The sequence below is a fragment of the Varunaivibrio sulfuroxidans genome (assembly GCF_029318635.1).
Classification (GTDB): domain Bacteria; phylum Pseudomonadota; class Alphaproteobacteria; order Rhodospirillales; family Magnetovibrionaceae; genus Varunaivibrio; species Varunaivibrio sulfuroxidans.
Window position 1 is genome coordinate 2,767,819 of the sequence record NZ_CP119676.1, and the last position, 17,955, is coordinate 2,785,773.

Below are 17,955 nucleotides of genomic sequence, written 5' to 3' on the forward strand. Positions count from 1 at the left end.
TTTCCAACGGGGAAAGGGGGCTTCCGCAGCGGTTATGGTAGGGTAAAAAGGGGGCTAATTACCGCATACCACCACCGTGTCCACCACCGCTTGAACTCCCGGATCCGCCGCCGGAACCTCCGCCAAAGCCGCCGCCGGAACCTCCGCCGATGCCGCCGCCGGAACCTCCGCCGATGCCGCCGCCGGAACCGCCATGACTGGCGCGTTCACCGTAGATGCTGGCGCCTCGGCCAAAGAGGCTTTTCGCTTTAGCGTGTTTTTCCTGTGTTTTTTGGGTGTTTTCAGCGACGTTTGGCGTGTTTGGAACGCCGAGAAGATCCTTCTTTTCCTGAATCCGCGCCTTAATGGTCTCGCGCAGCGCCCGCGTCAGGTCTTGACGCTCTTGGGCGCTCTTGGCGTTTTGCATTTGCGCTTGGTACTGCTGTTTTTCGGCGGGAGTTAGCATTTGCTCGCCGGGAAACGTCGCCAAATTTTGAACGTCGGTGGCGCCCGTTGTCGGCGTGGTCGCCTCCTGGGCGTGGGCGTAAATCGGCCCCGCTAAAATCAACGCCAGGGCGGCGAAGGGAAGGTGGGTCAGGGGGAAACGAGAACGTGTCATGAGGCTCTCCTTGAGTGAGGAAGTAATAAATATGGGAAAATTTCCCACTTATGATTTTTGTTATATGCGGGAAATTTTCCCACGTCAATAAGAAAGTGGGATTGATTCCCACAATAAATTCACTTACCTATACATTGTAGGGTGGCGGTTTCATCCGGCGCGGGGTGTTTTCACCCCATGCGTGGGGCCGCTTCCGTTTCGTCATCGAAGGGTACGGGTCCTCAAGTGCAGTCGATCGAACCGCCGAAAGCCTATGTTGGCGCTCTGAAATTTTTGCTGCGTCCCTTGGTGCGCGGGTTAATCGCCCATGGGATGACGTTCCCCCATTTTTGCACGCTCCTGAAGTCGGTTTTCGTCGATGTCGCCGGGGAGTTCACGGTCGAGGGGAAGCGCCTGACCGACAGCAGGGTCAGCTTGATCACCGGCGTGCATCGCAAAGACGTGAAGCGCTTGCGAGAGACCCCGCGCGATGCGATCGTCCGATCGCCCTACGTCACGATCGGCGCCCAGGTGGCGGGGCATTGGACGGGCCGGGCCCCTTATCTGGACGACGCCGGCGCGCCTCGGGCGTTGCCGCGCAGCGGTCCGGTTTCGTTCGATTCCTTGGTGGAAAGTATCAGCAAGGATTTACGTTCCCGCACCTTGCTCGATGAATGGCTGCGCCAAGGCATGGTGACGCTCGACGACGGGTTGGTCCGCCTTAACACGCAATCGTTCATTCCCAATCGGGGGTTCGACGATCTGGCGTATTATTACGGACGTAATCTTCACGATCATATCGCCGCCGCCACGCACAACCTGGAAGGCGGGACGCCGCCATTTTTGGAACGGTCTACCTATTATGACGGCTTGACACCCCGGTCGGTGGCCGATTTGGAGGCGCGCGCGCGCGCGATCGGAATGGACGCCCTGGTGAAGATGAACCGCGAGGCGCTTCATCTTGCGCGTAAGGATGACGGAAATCCCGACGCGACCCTGCGGATGAATTTTGGCGTTTACTTTTTCAAAAGCGAAAAGGATGCGCCCATGGACAAGGACGACAAGGAATGAGAGCCTCGCGATATCCGGCGATTTTGGCGCTCGGCATTCTCTTGGGGGCCTGTGCGCCGAGCGCCTCAAACCGTCTTTTTTCGGCCTCGATCGAGGGGGGGATCGGGGGGACCGGAATGGAATTTTGGCGAGGAGGAATCGGGGGCACCGGCATCGTCGGCACGATTACCGGCTTTGGCAGTATTGTCGTTAACGGAATGCATGTCGCCTATGATCCGAAAATGGCGTTGAACACGATCATCGAGGGTCAAACGGCGGCGAGCCTAAGCGTCGGACAACTGGTGGCGGTCGAGGCGCGCCGGGAGGGGGGGCGTCTGACGGCTCGTGCGATCGAAGTGCGTTACCAAGTCGCCGGCCCTATCGATGCGATTGATGTAAAAGCTTCACGGTTGCGCATCATGGGACAAATCGTGCACCTCCCGCCGCGAATCCGGTTTGATCCGAAGTTGGGCGCGCGCCCTGGGGGGATTGCGGATTTGCGTGTCGGTGAAGACGTGATGATCAGTGGTCTGCGCCATGGGACCGTGATCGAGGCGGGATATGTGGCGCACGCGCCCCGCGCCGATTTCGCCGCCCTCTTGGGTTCCGTTTCAGCGGTCGCCAAAAACGCCGTTATCGTTAATGGTCGGCGCGTTTTGGTCGGCCCGTCGGGGACACGCTTGAAAAAGGGCGATATCGTGCGCGTTGTTGGGCGCTTGGCGGGGGGTGTGATGCGGGCGCGTCGCATCGACGTGCAACCTAAGACACCTTTCGGCGGGCGGGTAACGCGCCTTTCCTTGGAAGGGTACGTCAATCGCCAGGGCGCGCCGTCGATCGACAATCTTCCGTTCGATTCCAGTGCGCTTCGCGGCGCGGAACTGCGAAACGGAAAACGTGTCATCGTTTTCGGCGTTGTCGGAGAAGGCGGCGCAGGCGGCTTTAAAGTTCTGCGCAGTTTCGATCCCAAAGCCTTCGACGGCGCGCCGGGCGCGCCGACTCCGCAGGCCGCGGCGAGGGCGAAACAAGAAGAAGGTTCTCGAAATACGAGGCATAAGTCAGTTTTCGGCGGCGCGTCGAAGTGGGGGGGACGCAATTCCAGTGGGGGCGCGGCGTCGGATGGCGGGCGCGGCGGCGGTGGAAGTGGCGGAAGCGGCGGAAGCGGCGGAAGTGGCGGAAGCGGCGGAAGCGGTCACTCTGGGGGAATGCCCTGAGCCTCGTGGATTGACTCCGACTTTTCGATTCTGAAACGCCGGGTCGCGTCCCGACGGTGTTTTTTTGATACGGTTTAATTTTCTCCAACAAAACACCCCGCCTGTCGGCGGGCTTTCTTGCCTCGAATAAACCACCGGACTGGGGACGGTGTCCGTAGGGCTTCTCGGCTCGGGGCGGTTTCCGTGGGGCGTTTATGCGCCTTCTTTGTTTTGTGGCGGTGGGCGACGGCCTCGACCCGATTGTTGGGTCAGGAATTTTTGCGTCTTGTGCTTGCGCCCGGCGCGCGCGCCCTCGCCGCCTTTGCGCCCGGTTCCGGCGGGTTGCCAAGCGGGGATCAGGTGGCGTTTCGACGGTCCGATTAGGTCGGCGCGCCCCATGCGTTTCAAGGCGTCGCGCAGAAGCGGCCAATTTTCGGCGTCGTGGTAGCGCAGGAACGCCTTGTGCAAGCGACGTTGTTTCAGGCCCTTGGCCGTGCGCACGGTGTCTTCATCGCGCCTGCGCACGGGGCGTAATGGATCGCGTTCGCTGTAATACATCGCCGCCGACAGGGACATCGGCGAGGGCAGGAAGGTTTGCACCTGATCGGCCCTAAAACCGTTTTTCTTGAGCCAGAGGGCGAGGTTCATCATATCCTCGTCGGAGGTGCCGGGATGGGCGGCGATGAAATAGGGGATCAGGTATTGTTCCTTACCGGCCTCTTTCGCCGCCGCATCGAACATCTGTTTGAAGCGATCGTAAGCGCCGATCCCCGGTTTCATCATTTTCGATAACGGGCCGCTTTCGGTGTGTTCGGGGGCGATCTTCAGGTAACCGCCGACGTGGTGCTTGACCAATTCCTTGACATAGCGCGGACTGCGCACGGCGATGTCGTAGCGCAATCCCGAGGCGATGTGCACCCGCTTGACGCCGACAATGGCGCGCGCCTTGCGGTAAAGGTCGATCAGGGGGTCGTGGTTGACGTTCAGGTTTTTGCAGATGTCGGGATAGACGCACGATAGCCTGCGGCAGAGGCTTTGCGTTTTATCGTCCTTGCAGGCGAGGCGGTACATGTTCGCCGTCGGTCCGCCCAGGTCGGAAATGGTGCCGGTGAAGCCCTTGACTTTATCGCGGATCTCCTCGATCTCGCGCAGGATGGAGCCTTCCGAGCGATTTTGAATGATGCGTCCCTCGTGTTCGGTGATCGAACAGAACGAACAGCCGCCGAAACACCCGCGCATGATGTTGACGGAAAAACGGATCATCTCCCACGCGGGGATGCGGGCGTCGCCATAGGCGGGGTGTGGCGCGCGGGCGTAGGGCAGTTCGAAAACGCCGTCCATTTCCGCCGTCGTCAGGGGGATCGGCGGCGGGTTCAGCCACAATTCGCGATCGCCATGGCGCTGCACCAGGGCGCGCGCGTTGGACGGATTGCTTTCCTGGTGCAATATCCGCGACGCCTGGGCGTAAAGAACGGGATCGTCGCGGACGGTTTCATAGGCGGGCAGGCGGACGACGTGGTGAAGATCGCCACCGGCGGCGGTGGGGCGCAGTTTGGCGCCGGTGTGCACGCCGTCACCCTCGTCGATGGCCGTGGCGTCGATCATCGTCCATCCTTCGGGGACGGCGTCGCGGGCGAAGGCGGTGCCGCGAACGTCGGTCATGTCGCGCGGGTGTTCTTTCTTGCCCGCGCGGTGCGCGATCTCGACGATGGCGCGTTCGGCGTTGCCGAACACCAGCAGGTCGGCCTTGCTGTCGAACAGGACGGACCGGCGCACCTTGTCCGACCAGTAATCATAATGGGCGATCCGGCGCAGCGAGGCCTCGATCCCGCCGATCACGATGGGGACGTCCTTGTACGCCTCCCGGCAGCGCTGCGCGTAGACGATGACCGCCCGATCGGGGCGTTTGCCGCCTTCGTCGTTGGGGGTGTAGCTGTCGTTATGGCGCAGGCGGCGGTCGGCGGTGTAGCGGTTGACCATCGAATCCATGTTGCCGCCGGTGACCCCGAAAAACAGATGGGGACGTCCCAAGGCGGTAAACGGCTCGGGGTGAGACCAGTCGGGTTGGCTGAGTATTCCGACTCGAAAGCCCTGAGATTCGAGAACGCGACCGATCACCGCCATCCCGAAGCTGGGGTGATCGACGTAGGCGTCGCCGGTCACCAGAACGATGTCGCAACTGTCCCAACCCAACCGCTCCATGTCTTCGCGCGAGGTCGGTAAAAAGGGAGAAGTGCCGAAGCGGCTCGCCCAATACTTGCGGTGCGAAAATATATTCTTTATTTTTTTCATTCTATCGACCGGTTGAAGGGTGGCGCAAAAAATCCGAGGAACCATGTCTGCAGGGTTGCAAAATAGGGCCGCTTCCCCTAAAAGGCCATAAAAAAGACCTGTAGTGCCCAAAGAATGCTCCCTAAATGTGTGTTGAGCATTGGTTCTTGTCGTTACGGAGGTCTCTGGCCAAGCCTGCGCCAGAGGGGTGATACGCTCTCTCGCACATGAGATTTCGAGTATCGTTTAATTAAGCGCCCATTAAAGTATTAAAAGTTAGACGATATGAAACGGTTTTCACTTCAACTTCGTACATTATTATTTTTCGCGATGCTCTTCGTGTCCATTCTCCCCGTTGTCGTCCTTTCCGTTTGGGCGCAACATTCCGCCATGAACGGGGAAATAGAGACCGTCAAAGAGAAGCATCTTTTGTTGGCGCAAAACCTGACTCAGTCACTCGGTCGTTACGTTAAGGATGTGCGCCTTGTTTTTGCCTTGGCGGCGCAAAACCTGGATTTTTCGGGGCCGCCCGCGGGCATTGAAAAAACGCTGCGTGGATTGCGGGTGCGCTCCGTTCGCGAGGTCGATCGTTCCGGGCGACTCGTTCGCAGTATTTGCGGTTTCAATTGTTCTCGGGGGGATGGTTTTTCCGCCGCCGTTTTTCGTACCCTGACGAAAGCGCGCGCCCGCGCGAAGGCGGTCCCGGGGCGCGTGGTTCTTAGCAATATTTTCAGAAACGCCCAGGGTGAACCGACGGTTTTCCTGCTGATGGCGAAGCCGGGAGAGCGCGTCGTTATCGGCGAATTGGCGACCGATCACATGATTTCCCTGCAGCACTTGATATCTTTCGGTGGGCGTGGTCATGCGGTCATCGTCGATCGCGTGGGAAGAGTGATCGCCCACCCTTACCCCAGCTTCGTCGCCGAGATGAAGTCATTGTCGGCATTGAACATCGTGCAGGAAATGATGCGGGGAAAAAGTGGGGTCGGTATTTTCTATTCTCCACATTCAAAAGAAAAAATGATCGCAGGATTCGCCGTCGTCCCCGGCGTCGGCTGGGGTGTGATGGTCCCGCAGCCCTACGCGGAACTCGAGGCCAAGGCGCGGGCCCTGCGCTGGGCGGTGTATGCGATCGCCGCCCTGGGCGTCTTGATGTCGATCGCGATCAGTTGGGGGATGTCGGGACTGTTGTCGCGTCCGTTGCGCGCCGTGGTGCGAACCACGGACCGCATCGCTCGGGGCGCTCTGTCCTCGCGGGTCGAGGCTTTGCCCCGGTTCAGCCCCCGCGAAGTGATCCGCCTGGCGGCTTCGTTCAATCACATGATGGATGAAATTCACGCCAATACGATCAAACTCGCCGCGTTGACGAAAAAGGCCAATGCCGCCAATCGGGCGAAATCCAATTTCCTGGCCGGCGTCAGTCATGAATTGCGCACGCCGCTGAACGCGATTTTAGGCTTTTCCGACGCCATCCGAAATCAAATTTTCGGCCCGATGGGAAACCCGCGCTATGTCGATTATGTCGAAAACATTCATGGCTCAGGGGCGCATCTTCTCTCTTTGGTCGATGATCTTATGGATATTTCTTGTTTGGAAATCGGTCAGCTTAAGCTGGAGGAACGGACCGTTCTTATTCCAGACTTGGTGCGACCCACGCTGGAACATGCGCGCGCCGCGGCAGCCGATAAAGAAATCCGGATCGAGACGGCGATCGCCCCGGATATACCGGCCTTGCATTGCGATGAGCGCCGGGTCCGCCAAATTTTGACCGTCTTGCTCGCCCATGGCGTGTTGCGTTCGCCCGAGGGAGGTACGGTACGCCTTAACGTGATGTTCGATCAAGGCGATCGGGTGCGCTTCTCGGTCGCGGACGAGGGACGGGAGTTGCATCCCGGAGAAGCGGATAGTCTTCTTTTACCGTTTTATCTGGCGGACAACGGAGTCGCCCGTGGTCAAGGCGGCACCGGCCTGGGGCTGTCTTTGTCGAAGGCGCTCATGGAAAGTCATGGTGGGACGTTGCGCATCGCCTCATCGACGGCGGCGGGGCTGGTGGTCGAGATTATCTTCCCCGCCCAGCGTACGGTGGATATCGCCGAGGTCGAGACGGGTGCCTAAAAAAACGGCGCGGTCTATGGCTTTTCCATAGAGGGGGCTTCGGCCTCTCTTCGTATCGGAACAGAGGCGTTTTCGAACGGATGAAGATTGGCGATAAACTGTTCCGTGCAGGCCGCCCACGAGTAGCGCCCGGCGAGGGCGCGGCAAGTTTCGGCGGGAATGCCGAGGGCCTTTAGAACGGCGGTGCGCAGGTCCTCGTCGAGAACGCCGGCGTCGGTGCCGCCGATGACATCCAAAGGCCCCGCCACGGGGTAGGCCGCGACCGGCACCCCGGAGGCCAACGCTTCCAGCAGGACGAGGCCGAACGTGTCGGTGCGGCTGGGAAAAACGAAAACGTCCGCCGCGGCGTAATGGCGCGCCAAATCTTCGCCGCTTTTCATGCCGACGAAGCGCACTTCGGGGTGGCGTTTTTGCAAGTGCGCCATTTGGGGTCCGTCGCCGACGACATATTTCGTGCCGGGCAGATCCAACGAGAGGAAATCGTCGATGTTCTTTTCCACGGCGATGCGTCCGACATACAGGGAAATCGGGCGGGGACCGCTCAGGAACTGTTTGTCCCGGGGGTGAAACATCTTGGTGTCAACGCCCCTGGACCAGCGGCGAATACGGGTAAATCCGCGCGCCCTCAGGTCGTCCTCGATGCTTTGCGTCGCCACCATGATCGCCGACGAGGGATTGTGAAACCAGCGCAGGAAGCGATAGCTCCAGGCGCAAGGGATACGAAAGCGTGAATGGATGTATTGCGGGAAACGGGTGTGATAGGCGGTGGTGAACGGATGCCCGCGTTTCAGGCAATAGCGCCGGGCGGCAACCCCCAAAGGGCCTTCCGTGGCGATGTGAATGGCGGCGGGCATGGCGTCTTCGATTAGCTTCGTCAGTTTCCCCCCCGGGGCGATGGCGAGGCGAATTTCCGGGTATGTCGGGCAGGGGATGCTCGAAAAGCGGTCCGGGCCGATGACGACGGCCTCATGCCCGTGTTCCTTCAACCCGTTCCTGAGCGTGTCGATCGTGCGAACGACACCATTGACTTGAGGAAACCAGGCGTCCGAGATAATGACGATGCGCATGCTGTGTGTTCACCCATGATCGACAGGTCGCGAACGTCCGACCAGTGCAAAATGTCAATGTGTCCTTTATCGTCTTCCACCAGGGCGGTGCAGCTTTCCACCCAATCTCCCGTGTTGCAGTAGATGACGTCGCCCATTGGGCGCTTTTCGGCGCAGTGGATGTGGCCGCAAATGACCCCATCGACATTGCGCGCGCGCGCCGCCGCGGCGACGGCGTCTTCATAGCGGCTGACATATTCGACGGCGTTTTTGACTTTTTTCTTGAGGAAGGCGGACAACGACCAGTACGGGAAGCCAAGGCGCCGGCGGGCGACATTGAACCAATGATTGACCGCTAGCGCCGCGGTGTAGGCGCTGTCGCCCAGATAGGCGAGCCACTTGGCGAATTTGACGACGCCGTCGAATTGATCGCCGTGCAGCACCAGATAGCGTTTGCCGTCGGCGGCGACGTGGATGGCCTCGTTCACGACGGAAACCGACCCGAAATTGTGATTGGTGAAATCGCGAAAATTTTCGTCGTGGTTGCCGGGAACGTAGATGATCCGCGTACCCTTGCGCGCCTTGCGCAGCAATTTTTGAACGACGTCGTTATGGCTTTGACACCAATACCAAGACCGCTTCATGCGCCAGCCGTCGATGATGTCGCCGACCAGATACAGAACATCGGATTCGGTGTGCTTGAGAAAATCCAACAACATTTCCGCCTGGCATCCGCGTGTGCCCAAATGAATGTCGGATATCCAAATGGTACGGTATTTCTTGACGGGGAACGTCGCCTGAGGTGTCGGTATGGGCCCGTGCATAATTTTGACCTATCGAACAGTTCGTGCTTGCTTCGTATTCGTTGGCCAATGTTGAGTGTATATTTGTATTTTTGTCTATATGTAGATGGTTGATTGGCGATCATTTGATAAAAAATTTATATTTGTAGAATAAATAGATCACACGACCTTCATAAAAACGCCACGAAACACCAGGACTAGTTGTATCCGCCGCAGGTGTGGAGGATCTCTTGGACCAGCCCAAAGATAAAAGACCGAAAAATAAAAGGCGTGTCTTCATTATTCATAATCCGATGGCGGGATGGCGACGGGGGGCGCTTTTCGAAGAGACCGTCGCCCAGCTTGAACGGGAAGGCTGCTCTACCCACCTGTGCGAAACCGAAAAACCCGGCGACGGTGAAGAATTGGCGCGCGGCGTTTTGCGCGACGCGTGGGATGTCCTGGTGGTCGCCGGGGGTGACGGCACCATCAACGAGGTCCTCAACGGCATGCATGACGCATCGCCGCCGTTGACGGTAATTCCCTTGGGGACGGCTAATGTCCTGGCTTTGGAATTGGGGGTGATTAATGGACGTCGCGCCGACCCCGTTCGTATCGCTCGCTTGATCGCTTACGCTCCGGCGCGTGCATGCCGTTTGGGCGAAGCCAACGGCAGACGTTTCGCCCAAATGGCGGGCATCGGTTTCGACGCCTTCGTGGTGCGTTCTGTATCGATCGAATTGAAGCGCCGCTGGGGTAAACTGGCTTATGTTTGGCGCAGTTTGATCGGCGCTTTCTTGTACGCCGGTCATCACTATCGCGTCGAAATCGATGGTGTGCCTTATCGAGCGAGCGCCGTCGTTATCGCCAATGGCCGTTATTATGGCGGGCGCTTCGTTTGCGCCCCCGAGGCTCGCTTGGACGTGCCGGGGCTTCAGGTTTGCCTGTTTGAAACGCCGGGGGCCGGGGCGGCGCTGCGTTATTGTGCGGCTCTGGCCTTGGGTCTTTTACATCGCTTCGGCGACTTTCGGGTCGTCTCCGCGCAAGCGGCGCGCGTCATTGTCGCGGCGGAAGGGCCGGGGACGGAAAGCGCGCCGGCGTTGGGGGATCCGGTGCAATGCGATGGCGATATCGTGACCAACAGTCCGTTGACGGCGGCGGTAAGCGCCCTGACGGTCGAGATGATCGGCGACTGGGAAAATGTCCCTATGTATCGAGATTAAGAGGTCCTGACCCTAATGCACGTTGACATAATTTGCCGATGTTGCGCGGTTCATTTTTTCAGGGGCGTCGGTCGGTTCGGCGCCATGACCATAAAGGTCAGCGCCATCGCCAGCGACAGGACCAAAAATGCCGTCACGAGCACGCCAAGTCCGGGGTGTAACAATTTGATGAAGATCGCACTTGATGCGAATCCGCCGGTAAAGACCAGGAAGCCGTACATCGCGCTGGCGCTTCCGGCTATCTTGGGGAAGGGGCGCAGGCTGGCGGCGATAGAGTTGGCGAATATCAACCCCAACCCTGCATAGGTAAGAAACATAACCAGGGCGAGCCCGACCCCATTCATCAATCCCCATCGGTGCATGAGAACTGAAATTCCGCTCGTCAGGACAATCACAGCCATCCCCAAACTGGTCACCCTGCGCACGTCGAGCAGGGCGATCAGGCGGCTGTTCAGAAACGATCCGAGCATGTAACCGAACGAGATGAACAGCAATATCCATCCGTAAATCACAGGGGATGCGCCCCATTTCACCTCGAACAAAAAGGCGCTATAGGCGTTGAAAATACTAAAAATACTGAACAACGCCGAGAGGACGAGCATGTTGCCGCCGAAGGTCTTGTTGCTCAACACGGTTTTATAGGCATGGAAGGGCGCTTTCAAGGAGATCGGTCCCGCTTGGGTATGCTTGTTGGTTTCCGGGACGCGGGAGAAGACATACACGCTCAGGAGTATCGAAAGCGCAACCAGGAGCAGAAAAATGGACCGCCAGCCGAGAAAATTCTGAATATAGCCGCCGATCATTGGGGCCGTCGTTGGCACCAACGCCCATGCCATCGCCATGTATGACGATATCCTAGGCAGCTCGTCCGAAGAGAAACAGTCCCTCATTATCGACCGCGCCGACACGCTGGCGGTGCCGATTCCAACCCCTTCGCAGAGGCGGAAAAAGAGCAACCATCCGGCGGAATGCGTGAGGACGCAGGCGATCGTCGATACCGTGAATAAAGGAAGTCCGAAAAAGAGGACCGCGCGTCGGCCGTAATGATCGGAAAGCGGTCCGTAAAACAGTTGGGAAAAGCCATACCCCAAAAGGAATAGCGACACCGTGAGCTGAATGACCGCGCTGTTGACATTAAAGTCGGAGGCCATCGCGGGCATCGATGGCAAGTAGATATCGATCGAAGCTTGCCCCATGACGATAAGCGTTAGTATTAGGAAAATGGCTTCACCCCGAGCCAAAGCGCGGTCGTCTAATGCTCGTCTGGTCATGTTGTCACCCTCTTTAAAACGCCATGCCGTGCGCCACGCACCTCGAACGCCCGATCCGTCATGTGATCCAAGCAACACGGACCGTTCGCGTCCATCGGACTCGCTCGGTCCTCCTTAAGAGGTCGGCGAATCTAGGGCGCAAAAAACGAGCGAATGCGGTATGGAGGCCTAAATTTGAGAAGAAGTTCGCCACCGGCGGCGCGAGAATGAAACGAGATATCCATTCGGTCGAGGCGCATGGGCGCCGCAGGAGGGACAGTGCACGATTTTGTGGGGTGTGTCAATTTAGGCGTGCAACGTCAAGGGGGGTATCGCTCCTTGGTCGTGTGCCCAATTATGATATGGAAATGTCATGAGCAAATTTGCGCGCTTGCGGTGTTCCATTAAGTGAGCACACGACTTTGGTGTTTGCCCTTTCGTTGCGTAGGCCCTCTAGGAGCGGCTTATGCTGGCCGTTGGGCGCATTGCGGGCAACCTCAGAACCACGGGGACCAGACAGATCACGATGAGTTGCATGGCGAAGCCCTCCCACGAAGGGCTGGCCCCGATGTTGATCAGCCATTGCGGCAGGTTGTCATTGGTGAAGCCCCACCAGCCGAGCTCCTGAAACGCTTGCGCGCTCTGCCCGAGGAAGTTCACCGCCATGTAGAACAAAAATACGGCGGTGAAGGTGAAGAACGGTTTCAGCGGCAGGCGCACCGCCATCGTGCGCACAATCAGGAAAAGGACGGTCAGCGCGCCAAAGCCTACGACGAGACCGAGGACAAACGAAAAAGACCAGCCGTTTTCGCCATTGGCCACGGCTTGAAGGAACAGCACGGTTTCCGCGCCCTCGCGGAAAACGGCGAGAAATGCGACCAGTCCCAGGGAAATTAAATTGGTCGAGCGTTTCAGCGCCAAATCCACCTGGCCGCGCAGATACCCCTGCCATGCGGCGCCGTCGCGTTTGGAAAAAAGCCAGCCGCTGACGTAGAGCATGATCAACGCCGCCACGACCAGGGTCGCGCCTTCGAGGACGTCGTTGTGATTGCCGTCGAAATAGGTGGCGAAAACGTATGCCAGAATGATGCTGGCGATGATTCCGGCGCCGCCGCCAATATAGAGGACGCGCGTTTTTTCGGGGGCGTTGACGCGCGTGAGGTAGGACGCCAGAGCCGCAATGATCAACAGCGCCTCGGCGCCCTCGCGAAATAGTATCAAGGCCGTTTGGCTGAGGGTCACATACGACATAATCTTTAACCTTTCCTGCCTTTGACGGGACGGACAGTGTGGGAACGTCCTGTTTTCTACGATGTCACCGTAAACGCGTTCTCTTATCGCTTTTTGCTTCTGCGCGGCGCTTTTTCCCAAGCGGGTTTATTAAGGAATATATAATATGCAATTGATAATGATTTTCAAAAACAAAGTCAAGTATTTTATCGCCCCATCATCACAGGGGACCGGTAAACCACGTCCCGTGGCCTCTCGCCACTTGAATTCCATGCAACCCCCATGCCGAACCCTTGTAAGGCTCGCGCCTTGCCGCCAGGGGAGAAAATGTGCGCACGCGCAGAGGCGCAAAAAGGGTTCTCCGCGTGATGCCGTCGTGCACGATACAAGCAATCAACACCCACGGGCGTTGTTGGAAAAGGGACGGCGACGTTCGATACCCGACAGCAATCGGATGTGACGGGGGGCTTTACTAGGGATATTCACGCGTCCGTATAAGGCACATCAAGGATAAAGGCGTAATCCCTGCGGACGAGAACGTCGAGCATCTCGCGGGGAATTGACGTGTCGGTTATAAACTGGATAAAGCGCGCGTTATGAATGTTGTAAAAGATCTCGCCCGGGGAGGGGTGTCCGCGTCCGCCGTCGCGTCTCCTGCGTTCCGGCGTGGCGACGCAACCACATAAAAGCGCCTTTAACTCCCGAGCAATCCTGAAATAGTCGTGACCGAGTTCGGGACGCCCCTCGACGATACTTGTGGCGATCGTATGGCGCCAAATGGCGCGGCCCAGGTCGGCGAGGGCGTGGTCGTTGACCGTCGTCGAGAGACGGCACAATGCATCCAACGCATCCATCGACGTTTTTGCGGGTTTCGGTGCGACATTTTTTATTTTTTCGATCAAGATTTGGCCGCTTCGTGCGGCCAGGGCTAACAAAAGCCCTCCCTTTGTTCCGTAATAGTTGTAAATTGTCACGGCGGAAACATCAGCGATCGCGGCGATCGAATCTATGGTCGCATTCTCAAAACCATGTTCCAGAAAATTTTGGCGCGCGGCATCTAGAATGCGGTTCCGCCGATCTTTCTTATTGCGCTCTCGTAAATTGGTCATGTTGAAATTTATTAAGTTGTCTTTGTCGCGATTGGGTCATGGGCTTAGGGATGGTAGAATTTTGCTAGGGTCAGGACCTCTTCATCTGATGCGTCTGGCAGAGATGAATTTAAGTGTGGGTTAGGCGGAGAACCCGCCGCAATGGCCCTCATTGCAAGGATTTTCCAACGACATCCGCGCTTAAATTCATCCCGTCCCGCAGGGATTTGTGAAAAATGCCCCAGGAACGTCGTCGAAGACTTTTGAAAGTGAACGGCACTTCCGGCAAGTCTTCTCCTAGGCTTGTGACATTTTTCACAAACCAGACGCATCAGATGAAGAGGTCCTGACCCTTGAATAAAAGTCACCGTGATTGCGTCCCCAGGCAAGTAAAAAATTGAGCGAGGATGGATGGATTGACGGAAAAAGTTTTTTTACGGGCGACGGGGCGTGTATTTGCGCGCGATGGGGGTGGGTTTTTTCTCCTGAGTACTCGACCGATGATGTGGGGGGGGCGCTCCGGGGGTTTGCGCGTCGTTTTAACGCTCTTTATTTTTCGAATGCGACCGCGCCGGTTGTTTTGTGTCTGCGCATTGTTTTGTGTCTGCACATTGTTTTGTGTCTGCGCATGGGGGGGGCGCCCACCCGCCGAAAAGGCCCGTCGAGACCGTTTTTAGGCAGGTGGACGCCCCTTGTTTCGCCCGTTTCGCTCGATTTACATGCGCCGCGATGGGGATTAGGCGATATCAAAAAGGCTGAGTGCGCCGTCGTCCCAGCCGTCCCATAGGAAATCGTCCTCGCACCGATCGGCGATCAGGCGGAAGGCGTAGCGCGCTTGTTCCTTGTAAAAGGTGCAAAATGCGCCGATCCGGTCCATCGCCCCGTTCATTTCATGGGCCTCGGCGGGACAGGGCGCGCCGCAGAAGTGGCGAATCGAACACCCGGCGCAGGCCGGTATCGCCTCGCAGGTCCTTTCGGTGACGGCGCGAAACGGCGCGCTGTCCAAAACCGACGGGATGTCGTCGGTGAACAGGTTGCCGCCGTTGAACGCCGGTAGGCCGATGAACTCGCTGCATGGGAACAGATCGCCCCCCGCACCGAGGGCGAAGAAGCTGCGCCCGCCGCCGCACGGCGAAATATCGCACATCAAGCGCCGCGCCGTCGGGGCCAGCATGGCGATCAGGATGTTGGCGAAATTGGCGACCACCATCTTGCGTCCGGTCTCGCGGTAAAGTCCATGACTGCGTTCGAGCGCGGCGATGAAGCGGGCGGCGAGATTTTCCTCGTGCGAACGCAGGGGGCGCGCGCCCGCCATGGTGCAGCGCAGAACGTTCAACATGCAGGTCGGAACCTCATTTTGGTGCAAAAAGTCCACCATCTCGATCAAATGGTCCTGGTTTTCGCTGCTCATGGTGCAGATCACGCTCCAACCCTCGTAACCGCGCAGGCGCGCCATGGCGGCCTCGACGGCATCGAAAACGCCGCGCCCGCCCCAGGTTTTGCGGGTTTTGTCGGCAATGGCGCTTTGCGCGGCGTCCAGCGACAGGCCGACCGAACAGCGCATCTCCTTTAGGAAGGCCACCGCGTCGTCGTCCAGCAAGGTGGCGTTGGTCTGCACGCCGAAGCGGAAATCGTCGCGAAAAGCCTCGATGCCTTTGAAGACGGCGTCGCGGTTCAGTAACGGTTCGGCGCCGTGGAAAATAACTTGAGGCAAGCGGCCCTCGGGGACGGTGGTGGCGAAATAGTCCTTCAGACGGGCGAGGGCGTCGATCAGCTTATGCGCCGACATATGTTCGCCGTGTTTGCGCATTTCGCCGGGGATATAGCAGTAAGAGCAGTTTAGGTTGCACCGCTCGGTGGGATTGAAATAAACGGCCGACGGTTTCAGATGAAAGCGCAGCATGTCCATTTCCCCGTTCAATGTCTCATGGGTGTCGTCGTAAAGACGGCTGAGACGGGGAGGGATCGCCGTTTTCGCATGGTTCGATGTGTCCACCAGGGCCCACAACGCGCTGTCCGGTTCGATCAGCGCCCGATAGCGCGGATGGTCGATGTCGAAGACGTGAAACCGGGGCGGCGCGTCGGCCGCTCCGCGGTGGTCTCGGGTCCTTTCGGAGCCCGAGACCGCGGCTTTGTCAAACGCGTTCATTGCGGAACCTGTCGATCCATCAAAATGTAATGGGACAGTCCGGTCCCGTCTGCGTCGCACGATTTGCGCCGGGCGATCAGGGGGGAGATCAGAGGGGCGCCTTGGGTTTCGTCGCGGACATCGGCGGCGGGGTCATCGACGGCGGAATTTTCCCGGGTCGGCGTGGTGGATACGGAGGTCGAGGTGTTGCGCATTGGTCATCTCCCGTGACAAATAAAAAAAGGGCCTCAGCAGACGCACGCGCCCACCGATTCCCTTTGCCATCGGGTATCGACCCTTAAGGTTCCATTTTTCCGGTTCGTCTTCTGGCTTTCGGGCGAATAATGAAGGACTGGCCTTCCCAATCGGCGTCGCCGATCAGTGACCGGGCGTAAAGCCCACATCCCCCAAACCCGATTACAGCGGCGGGACCGCCACGGACTTTCACCGTGTTCCGTTAACCGTGAGTACAGGGATAAAACCAACCCGTCGAAAAATCAAGGAGAACGCCTCCCGTCCCGTAGGGATTTGTGAAAAATGCCCCACGAGCGTCGTCGAAGACTTTTGCGAGTGAACGGCTCTTCCGGCAAGTCTTCTCCTCGGCTTGTGACATTTTGCACAAACCAGACGCATCAGATGAAGAGGTCCTGACCCTAGTGTGCGTGGCGGTGGTGCTCATCGGGATAATGGGAATGCGAGTGCCGTACGGGCTCGTGTCTGTGGCGATGAATATGAGATCCATCGGGGTGGGTCTCGTGGTCGTGCTGGTGGTGTTTATCATCGTGGACATGGGCGTGCGTGTGTTCCACCGCGGCGTGTTTATGCTCGTGTGCGTGGTTCTCCGTAATGTGAAGCCAAACCCCGAAGGCCATCAATCCACCGGCGAAAACAAGCGAGAAGCTTACCGTATCGCCAAGCAGAGGGACGGATATGATTGCCCCGACAAAGGGGGCGGTGGAAAAATACGCCGCCGCTCTGGATGTGCCGAGTTCCCGCAAGGCCAGCACGAATAACGCAAGACTGACGCCGTACCCTAAAAAACCGACGACGCCGGATAGTGCAAGGGTTGGAATTGAGGGGATGTTCGCGCCTAACAGGAGGGCGAGAAAAACGTTGGTCGCGCCGGCGACGAGCCCTTTGATCGCGGAAATCTGGAACGGGTCCGATAGCGAAACCTTTCGCGTCAGGTTGTTGTCTATGCCCCAACACAAGCACGCCGCCAATATGGCCAACGGGGGCCAGGGGGAACGCACGGCGATCGTTCCCGTCCACGAAAGGACGACGGCGCCCGATACGATGGCCGCCATGCCCAGCGCGATGCGCCGATCGAAGTTTTCTCGGAAAACCCACCACGCGAGGAGAGCCGTAAAAACCCCCTCCGCGTTGAGCAAAAGCGAGGCGGCGGATGCGGACGTTCCCGACAAACCCCACATGAGAAAAACGGGACCGGCGATACCTCCCGTGACGACGGCGCCGGCCATCCATGGCCAGTCGGAACGGGTCAACGCGTCACCCCGAGAGGCGCGAACGATCCTGACAATGGAAAGGCCGATCCCCGAACCAAGATAAAGAAGCCCGGCCAAAAGCCACGGGTTCGTGTCCGCCAGCAACATTTTCGCCAACGGCGTGCTGGCTCCGAAAAGAACGGCGGCGGCGAACGCAAAAGCAATTCCGATACGATCAAGCTTCATGATGCCGTCCAACGCGTCAAATCCGCGCGCCGCCCACGGCCGCGCTTCCAATTGAGAGCAATTTAATTGAGAGCAATTTAATTGAGAGCAATTTAAAGGAAGAGCGTCTATCTCCCAAGGGGTTTTAATGCGCAGGCGAGGGGCGTTCGAGGCCACCCGACATCGCATGCCCATCGGAACCATGAGCGAAGCGAATTGGCGTGAGATTTAAAAAATGGCGGAGAGACAGGGATTCGAACCCTGGGTACGCAAGCGCACAACGGTTTTCGAGACCGCCCCGTTCGACCACTCCGGCATCTCTCCGCAGCGTGGCC

14 protein-coding genes, 1 tRNA gene and 1 riboswitch are annotated in these 17,955 nt (G+C 58.3%); of the genes, 4 read left to right on the forward strand and 11 right to left on the reverse strand.

Going from position 1 to position 17,955, the window contains the following annotated elements; all coding sequences use genetic code 11:
* Positions 1 to 58 precede the first annotated feature (58 nt).
* A complete protein-coding gene (locus P3M64_RS12995; protein ID WP_132939191.1) occupies positions 59 to 598 on the reverse strand; it encodes a hypothetical protein in 540 nt (179 codons plus the stop codon).
* A 177-nt stretch (positions 599 to 775) separates the two neighbouring features.
* Here P3M64_RS12995 and P3M64_RS13000 point away from each other — a divergent pair, with 177 nt between their 5' ends.
* Positions 776 to 1,648 (forward strand): DUF6502 family protein, encoded by an 873-nt coding sequence (locus P3M64_RS13000; RefSeq protein ID WP_165886326.1) that lies wholly within the window; start codon positions 776 to 778, stop codon positions 1,646 to 1,648.
* A complete protein-coding gene (locus P3M64_RS13005) occupies positions 1,645 to 2,838 on the forward strand; it encodes a DUF5666 domain-containing protein (RefSeq protein WP_132939193.1) in 1,194 nt (397 codons plus the stop codon). Before P3M64_RS13000 ends, P3M64_RS13005 begins: the two co-directional genes overlap by 4 nt.
* 192 nt (positions 2,839 to 3,030) lie before the next feature.
* On the opposite strand, the gene P3M64_RS13010 is transcribed toward P3M64_RS13005, so the two are convergent.
* A complete protein-coding gene (locus tag P3M64_RS13010; protein WP_132939194.1) occupies positions 3,031 to 5,109 on the reverse strand; it encodes a YgiQ family radical SAM protein in 2,079 nt (692 codons plus the stop codon).
* A gap of 369 nt (positions 5,110 to 5,478) precedes the next feature.
* Here P3M64_RS13010 and P3M64_RS13015 point away from each other — a divergent pair, with 369 nt between their 5' ends.
* Complete coding sequence (locus P3M64_RS13015; protein ID WP_165886327.1) at positions 5,479 to 7,203, forward strand: sensor histidine kinase; 1,725 nt, start codon at positions 5,479 to 5,481, stop codon at positions 7,201 to 7,203.
* A 14-nt stretch (positions 7,204 to 7,217) separates the two neighbouring features.
* Here the strand turns inward: P3M64_RS13015 and P3M64_RS13020 are convergent, their stop codons facing one another.
* Together P3M64_RS13020 and P3M64_RS13025 are read right to left on the reverse strand one after the other, a co-directional pair.
* Positions 7,218 to 8,270 carry a glycosyltransferase family 4 protein gene (locus P3M64_RS13020; protein WP_132939196.1) on the reverse strand — a complete coding sequence of 351 codons (1,053 nt, stop codon included), beginning with the start codon at positions 8,268 to 8,270 and terminating at the stop codon, positions 7,218 to 7,220.
* On the reverse strand, positions 8,186 to 9,073 hold the full coding sequence (locus tag P3M64_RS13025) for a UDP-2,3-diacylglucosamine diphosphatase (protein ID WP_132939197.1): 888 nt from the start codon (positions 9,071 to 9,073) through the stop codon (positions 8,186 to 8,188). Before P3M64_RS13025 ends, P3M64_RS13020 begins: the two co-directional genes overlap by 85 nt.
* A gap of 209 nt (positions 9,074 to 9,282) precedes the next feature.
* Here P3M64_RS13025 and P3M64_RS13030 point away from each other — a divergent pair, with 209 nt between their 5' ends.
* On the forward strand, positions 9,283 to 10,254 hold the full coding sequence (locus P3M64_RS13030; RefSeq protein ID WP_132939198.1) for a diacylglycerol/lipid kinase family protein: 972 nt from the start codon (positions 9,283 to 9,285) through the stop codon (positions 10,252 to 10,254).
* A 50-nt stretch (positions 10,255 to 10,304) separates the two neighbouring features.
* Here P3M64_RS13030 and P3M64_RS13035 read toward each other — a convergent pair whose 3' ends face one another.
* The 7 genes from P3M64_RS13035 to P3M64_RS13065 form a co-directional block, all read right to left on the reverse strand.
* Complete coding sequence (locus P3M64_RS13035; protein ID WP_132939199.1) at positions 10,305 to 11,525, reverse strand: multidrug effflux MFS transporter; 1,221 nt, start codon at positions 11,523 to 11,525, stop codon at positions 10,305 to 10,307.
* 432 nt (positions 11,526 to 11,957) lie between these two features.
* Positions 11,958 to 12,755: an FTR1 family iron permease gene (locus P3M64_RS13040; RefSeq protein ID WP_132939200.1), complete on the reverse strand. Its 798-nt coding sequence runs from the start codon at positions 12,753 to 12,755 to the stop codon at positions 11,958 to 11,960.
* Between the two features lie 461 nt (positions 12,756 to 13,216).
* The gene (locus P3M64_RS13045; protein ID WP_132939201.1) at positions 13,217 to 13,843 is read right to left on the reverse strand and encodes a TetR/AcrR family transcriptional regulator; all 627 of its coding nucleotides are present in this window, start codon (positions 13,841 to 13,843) and stop codon (positions 13,217 to 13,219) included.
* Between the two features lie 715 nt (positions 13,844 to 14,558).
* Complete coding sequence (gene cbpB / locus P3M64_RS13050; RefSeq protein ID WP_132939202.1) at positions 14,559 to 15,971, reverse strand: peptide-modifying radical SAM enzyme CbpB; 1,413 nt, start codon at positions 15,969 to 15,971, stop codon at positions 14,559 to 14,561.
* The gene (gene cbpA / locus P3M64_RS13055) at positions 15,968 to 16,165 is read right to left on the reverse strand and encodes a modified peptide precursor CbpA (RefSeq protein ID WP_132939203.1); all 198 of its coding nucleotides are present in this window, start codon (positions 16,163 to 16,165) and stop codon (positions 15,968 to 15,970) included. Before cbpA ends, cbpB begins: the two co-directional genes overlap by 4 nt.
* A gap of 84 nt (positions 16,166 to 16,249) precedes the next feature.
* A riboswitch (cobalamin riboswitch) is annotated at positions 16,250 to 16,431 on the reverse strand.
* A gap of 172 nt (positions 16,432 to 16,603) precedes the next feature.
* Entirely contained in the window at positions 16,604 to 17,641 is a 1,038-nt protein-coding gene (locus tag P3M64_RS13060; protein WP_132939204.1) for a DMT family transporter, read from the reverse strand.
* 215 nt (positions 17,642 to 17,856) lie between these two features.
* A tRNA-Ser gene (locus P3M64_RS13065) sits at positions 17,857 to 17,944 on the reverse strand.
* Between the last annotated feature and the right edge of the window lie 11 nt (positions 17,945 to 17,955).

Bases quoted from the DNA above. Each gene is read 5' to 3' on its own strand.
- P3M64_RS12995 (WP_132939191.1), bottom strand. From the start codon at position 598: ATGACACGTTCTCGTTTCCCCCTGACCCACCTTCCCTTCGCCGCCCTG.
- P3M64_RS13000 (WP_165886326.1), top strand. From the start codon at position 776: ATGCGTGGGGCCGCTTCCGTTTCGTCATCGAAGGGTACGGGTCCTCAA.
- P3M64_RS13005 (WP_132939193.1), top strand. From the start codon at position 1,645: ATGAGAGCCTCGCGATATCCGGCGATTTTGGCGCTCGGCATTCTCTTG.
- P3M64_RS13010 (WP_132939194.1), bottom strand. From the start codon at position 5,109: ATGAAAAAAATAAAGAATATATTTTCGCACCGCAAGTATTGGGCGAGC.
- P3M64_RS13015 (WP_165886327.1), top strand. From the start codon at position 5,479: ATGAACGGGGAAATAGAGACCGTCAAAGAGAAGCATCTTTTGTTGGCG.
- P3M64_RS13020 (WP_132939196.1), bottom strand. From the start codon at position 8,270: ATGCGCATCGTCATTATCTCGGACGCCTGGTTTCCTCAAGTCAATGGT.
- P3M64_RS13025 (WP_132939197.1), bottom strand. From the start codon at position 9,073: ATGCACGGGCCCATACCGACACCTCAGGCGACGTTCCCCGTCAAGAAA.
- P3M64_RS13035 (WP_132939199.1), bottom strand. From the start codon at position 11,525: ATGACCAGACGAGCATTAGACGACCGCGCTTTGGCTCGGGGTGAAGCC.
- P3M64_RS13040 (WP_132939200.1), bottom strand. From the start codon at position 12,755: ATGTCGTATGTGACCCTCAGCCAAACGGCCTTGATACTATTTCGCGAG.
- P3M64_RS13045 (WP_132939201.1), bottom strand. From the start codon at position 13,843: ATGACCAATTTACGAGAGCGCAATAAGAAAGATCGGCGGAACCGCATT.
- cbpB (WP_132939202.1), bottom strand. From the start codon at position 15,971: ATGAACGCGTTTGACAAAGCCGCGGTCTCGGGCTCCGAAAGGACCCGA.
- cbpA (WP_132939203.1), bottom strand. From the start codon at position 16,165: ATGCGCAACACCTCGACCTCCGTATCCACCACGCCGACCCGGGAAAAT.
- P3M64_RS13060 (WP_132939204.1), bottom strand. From the start codon at position 17,641: ATGAAGCTTGATCGTATCGGAATTGCTTTTGCGTTCGCCGCCGCCGTT.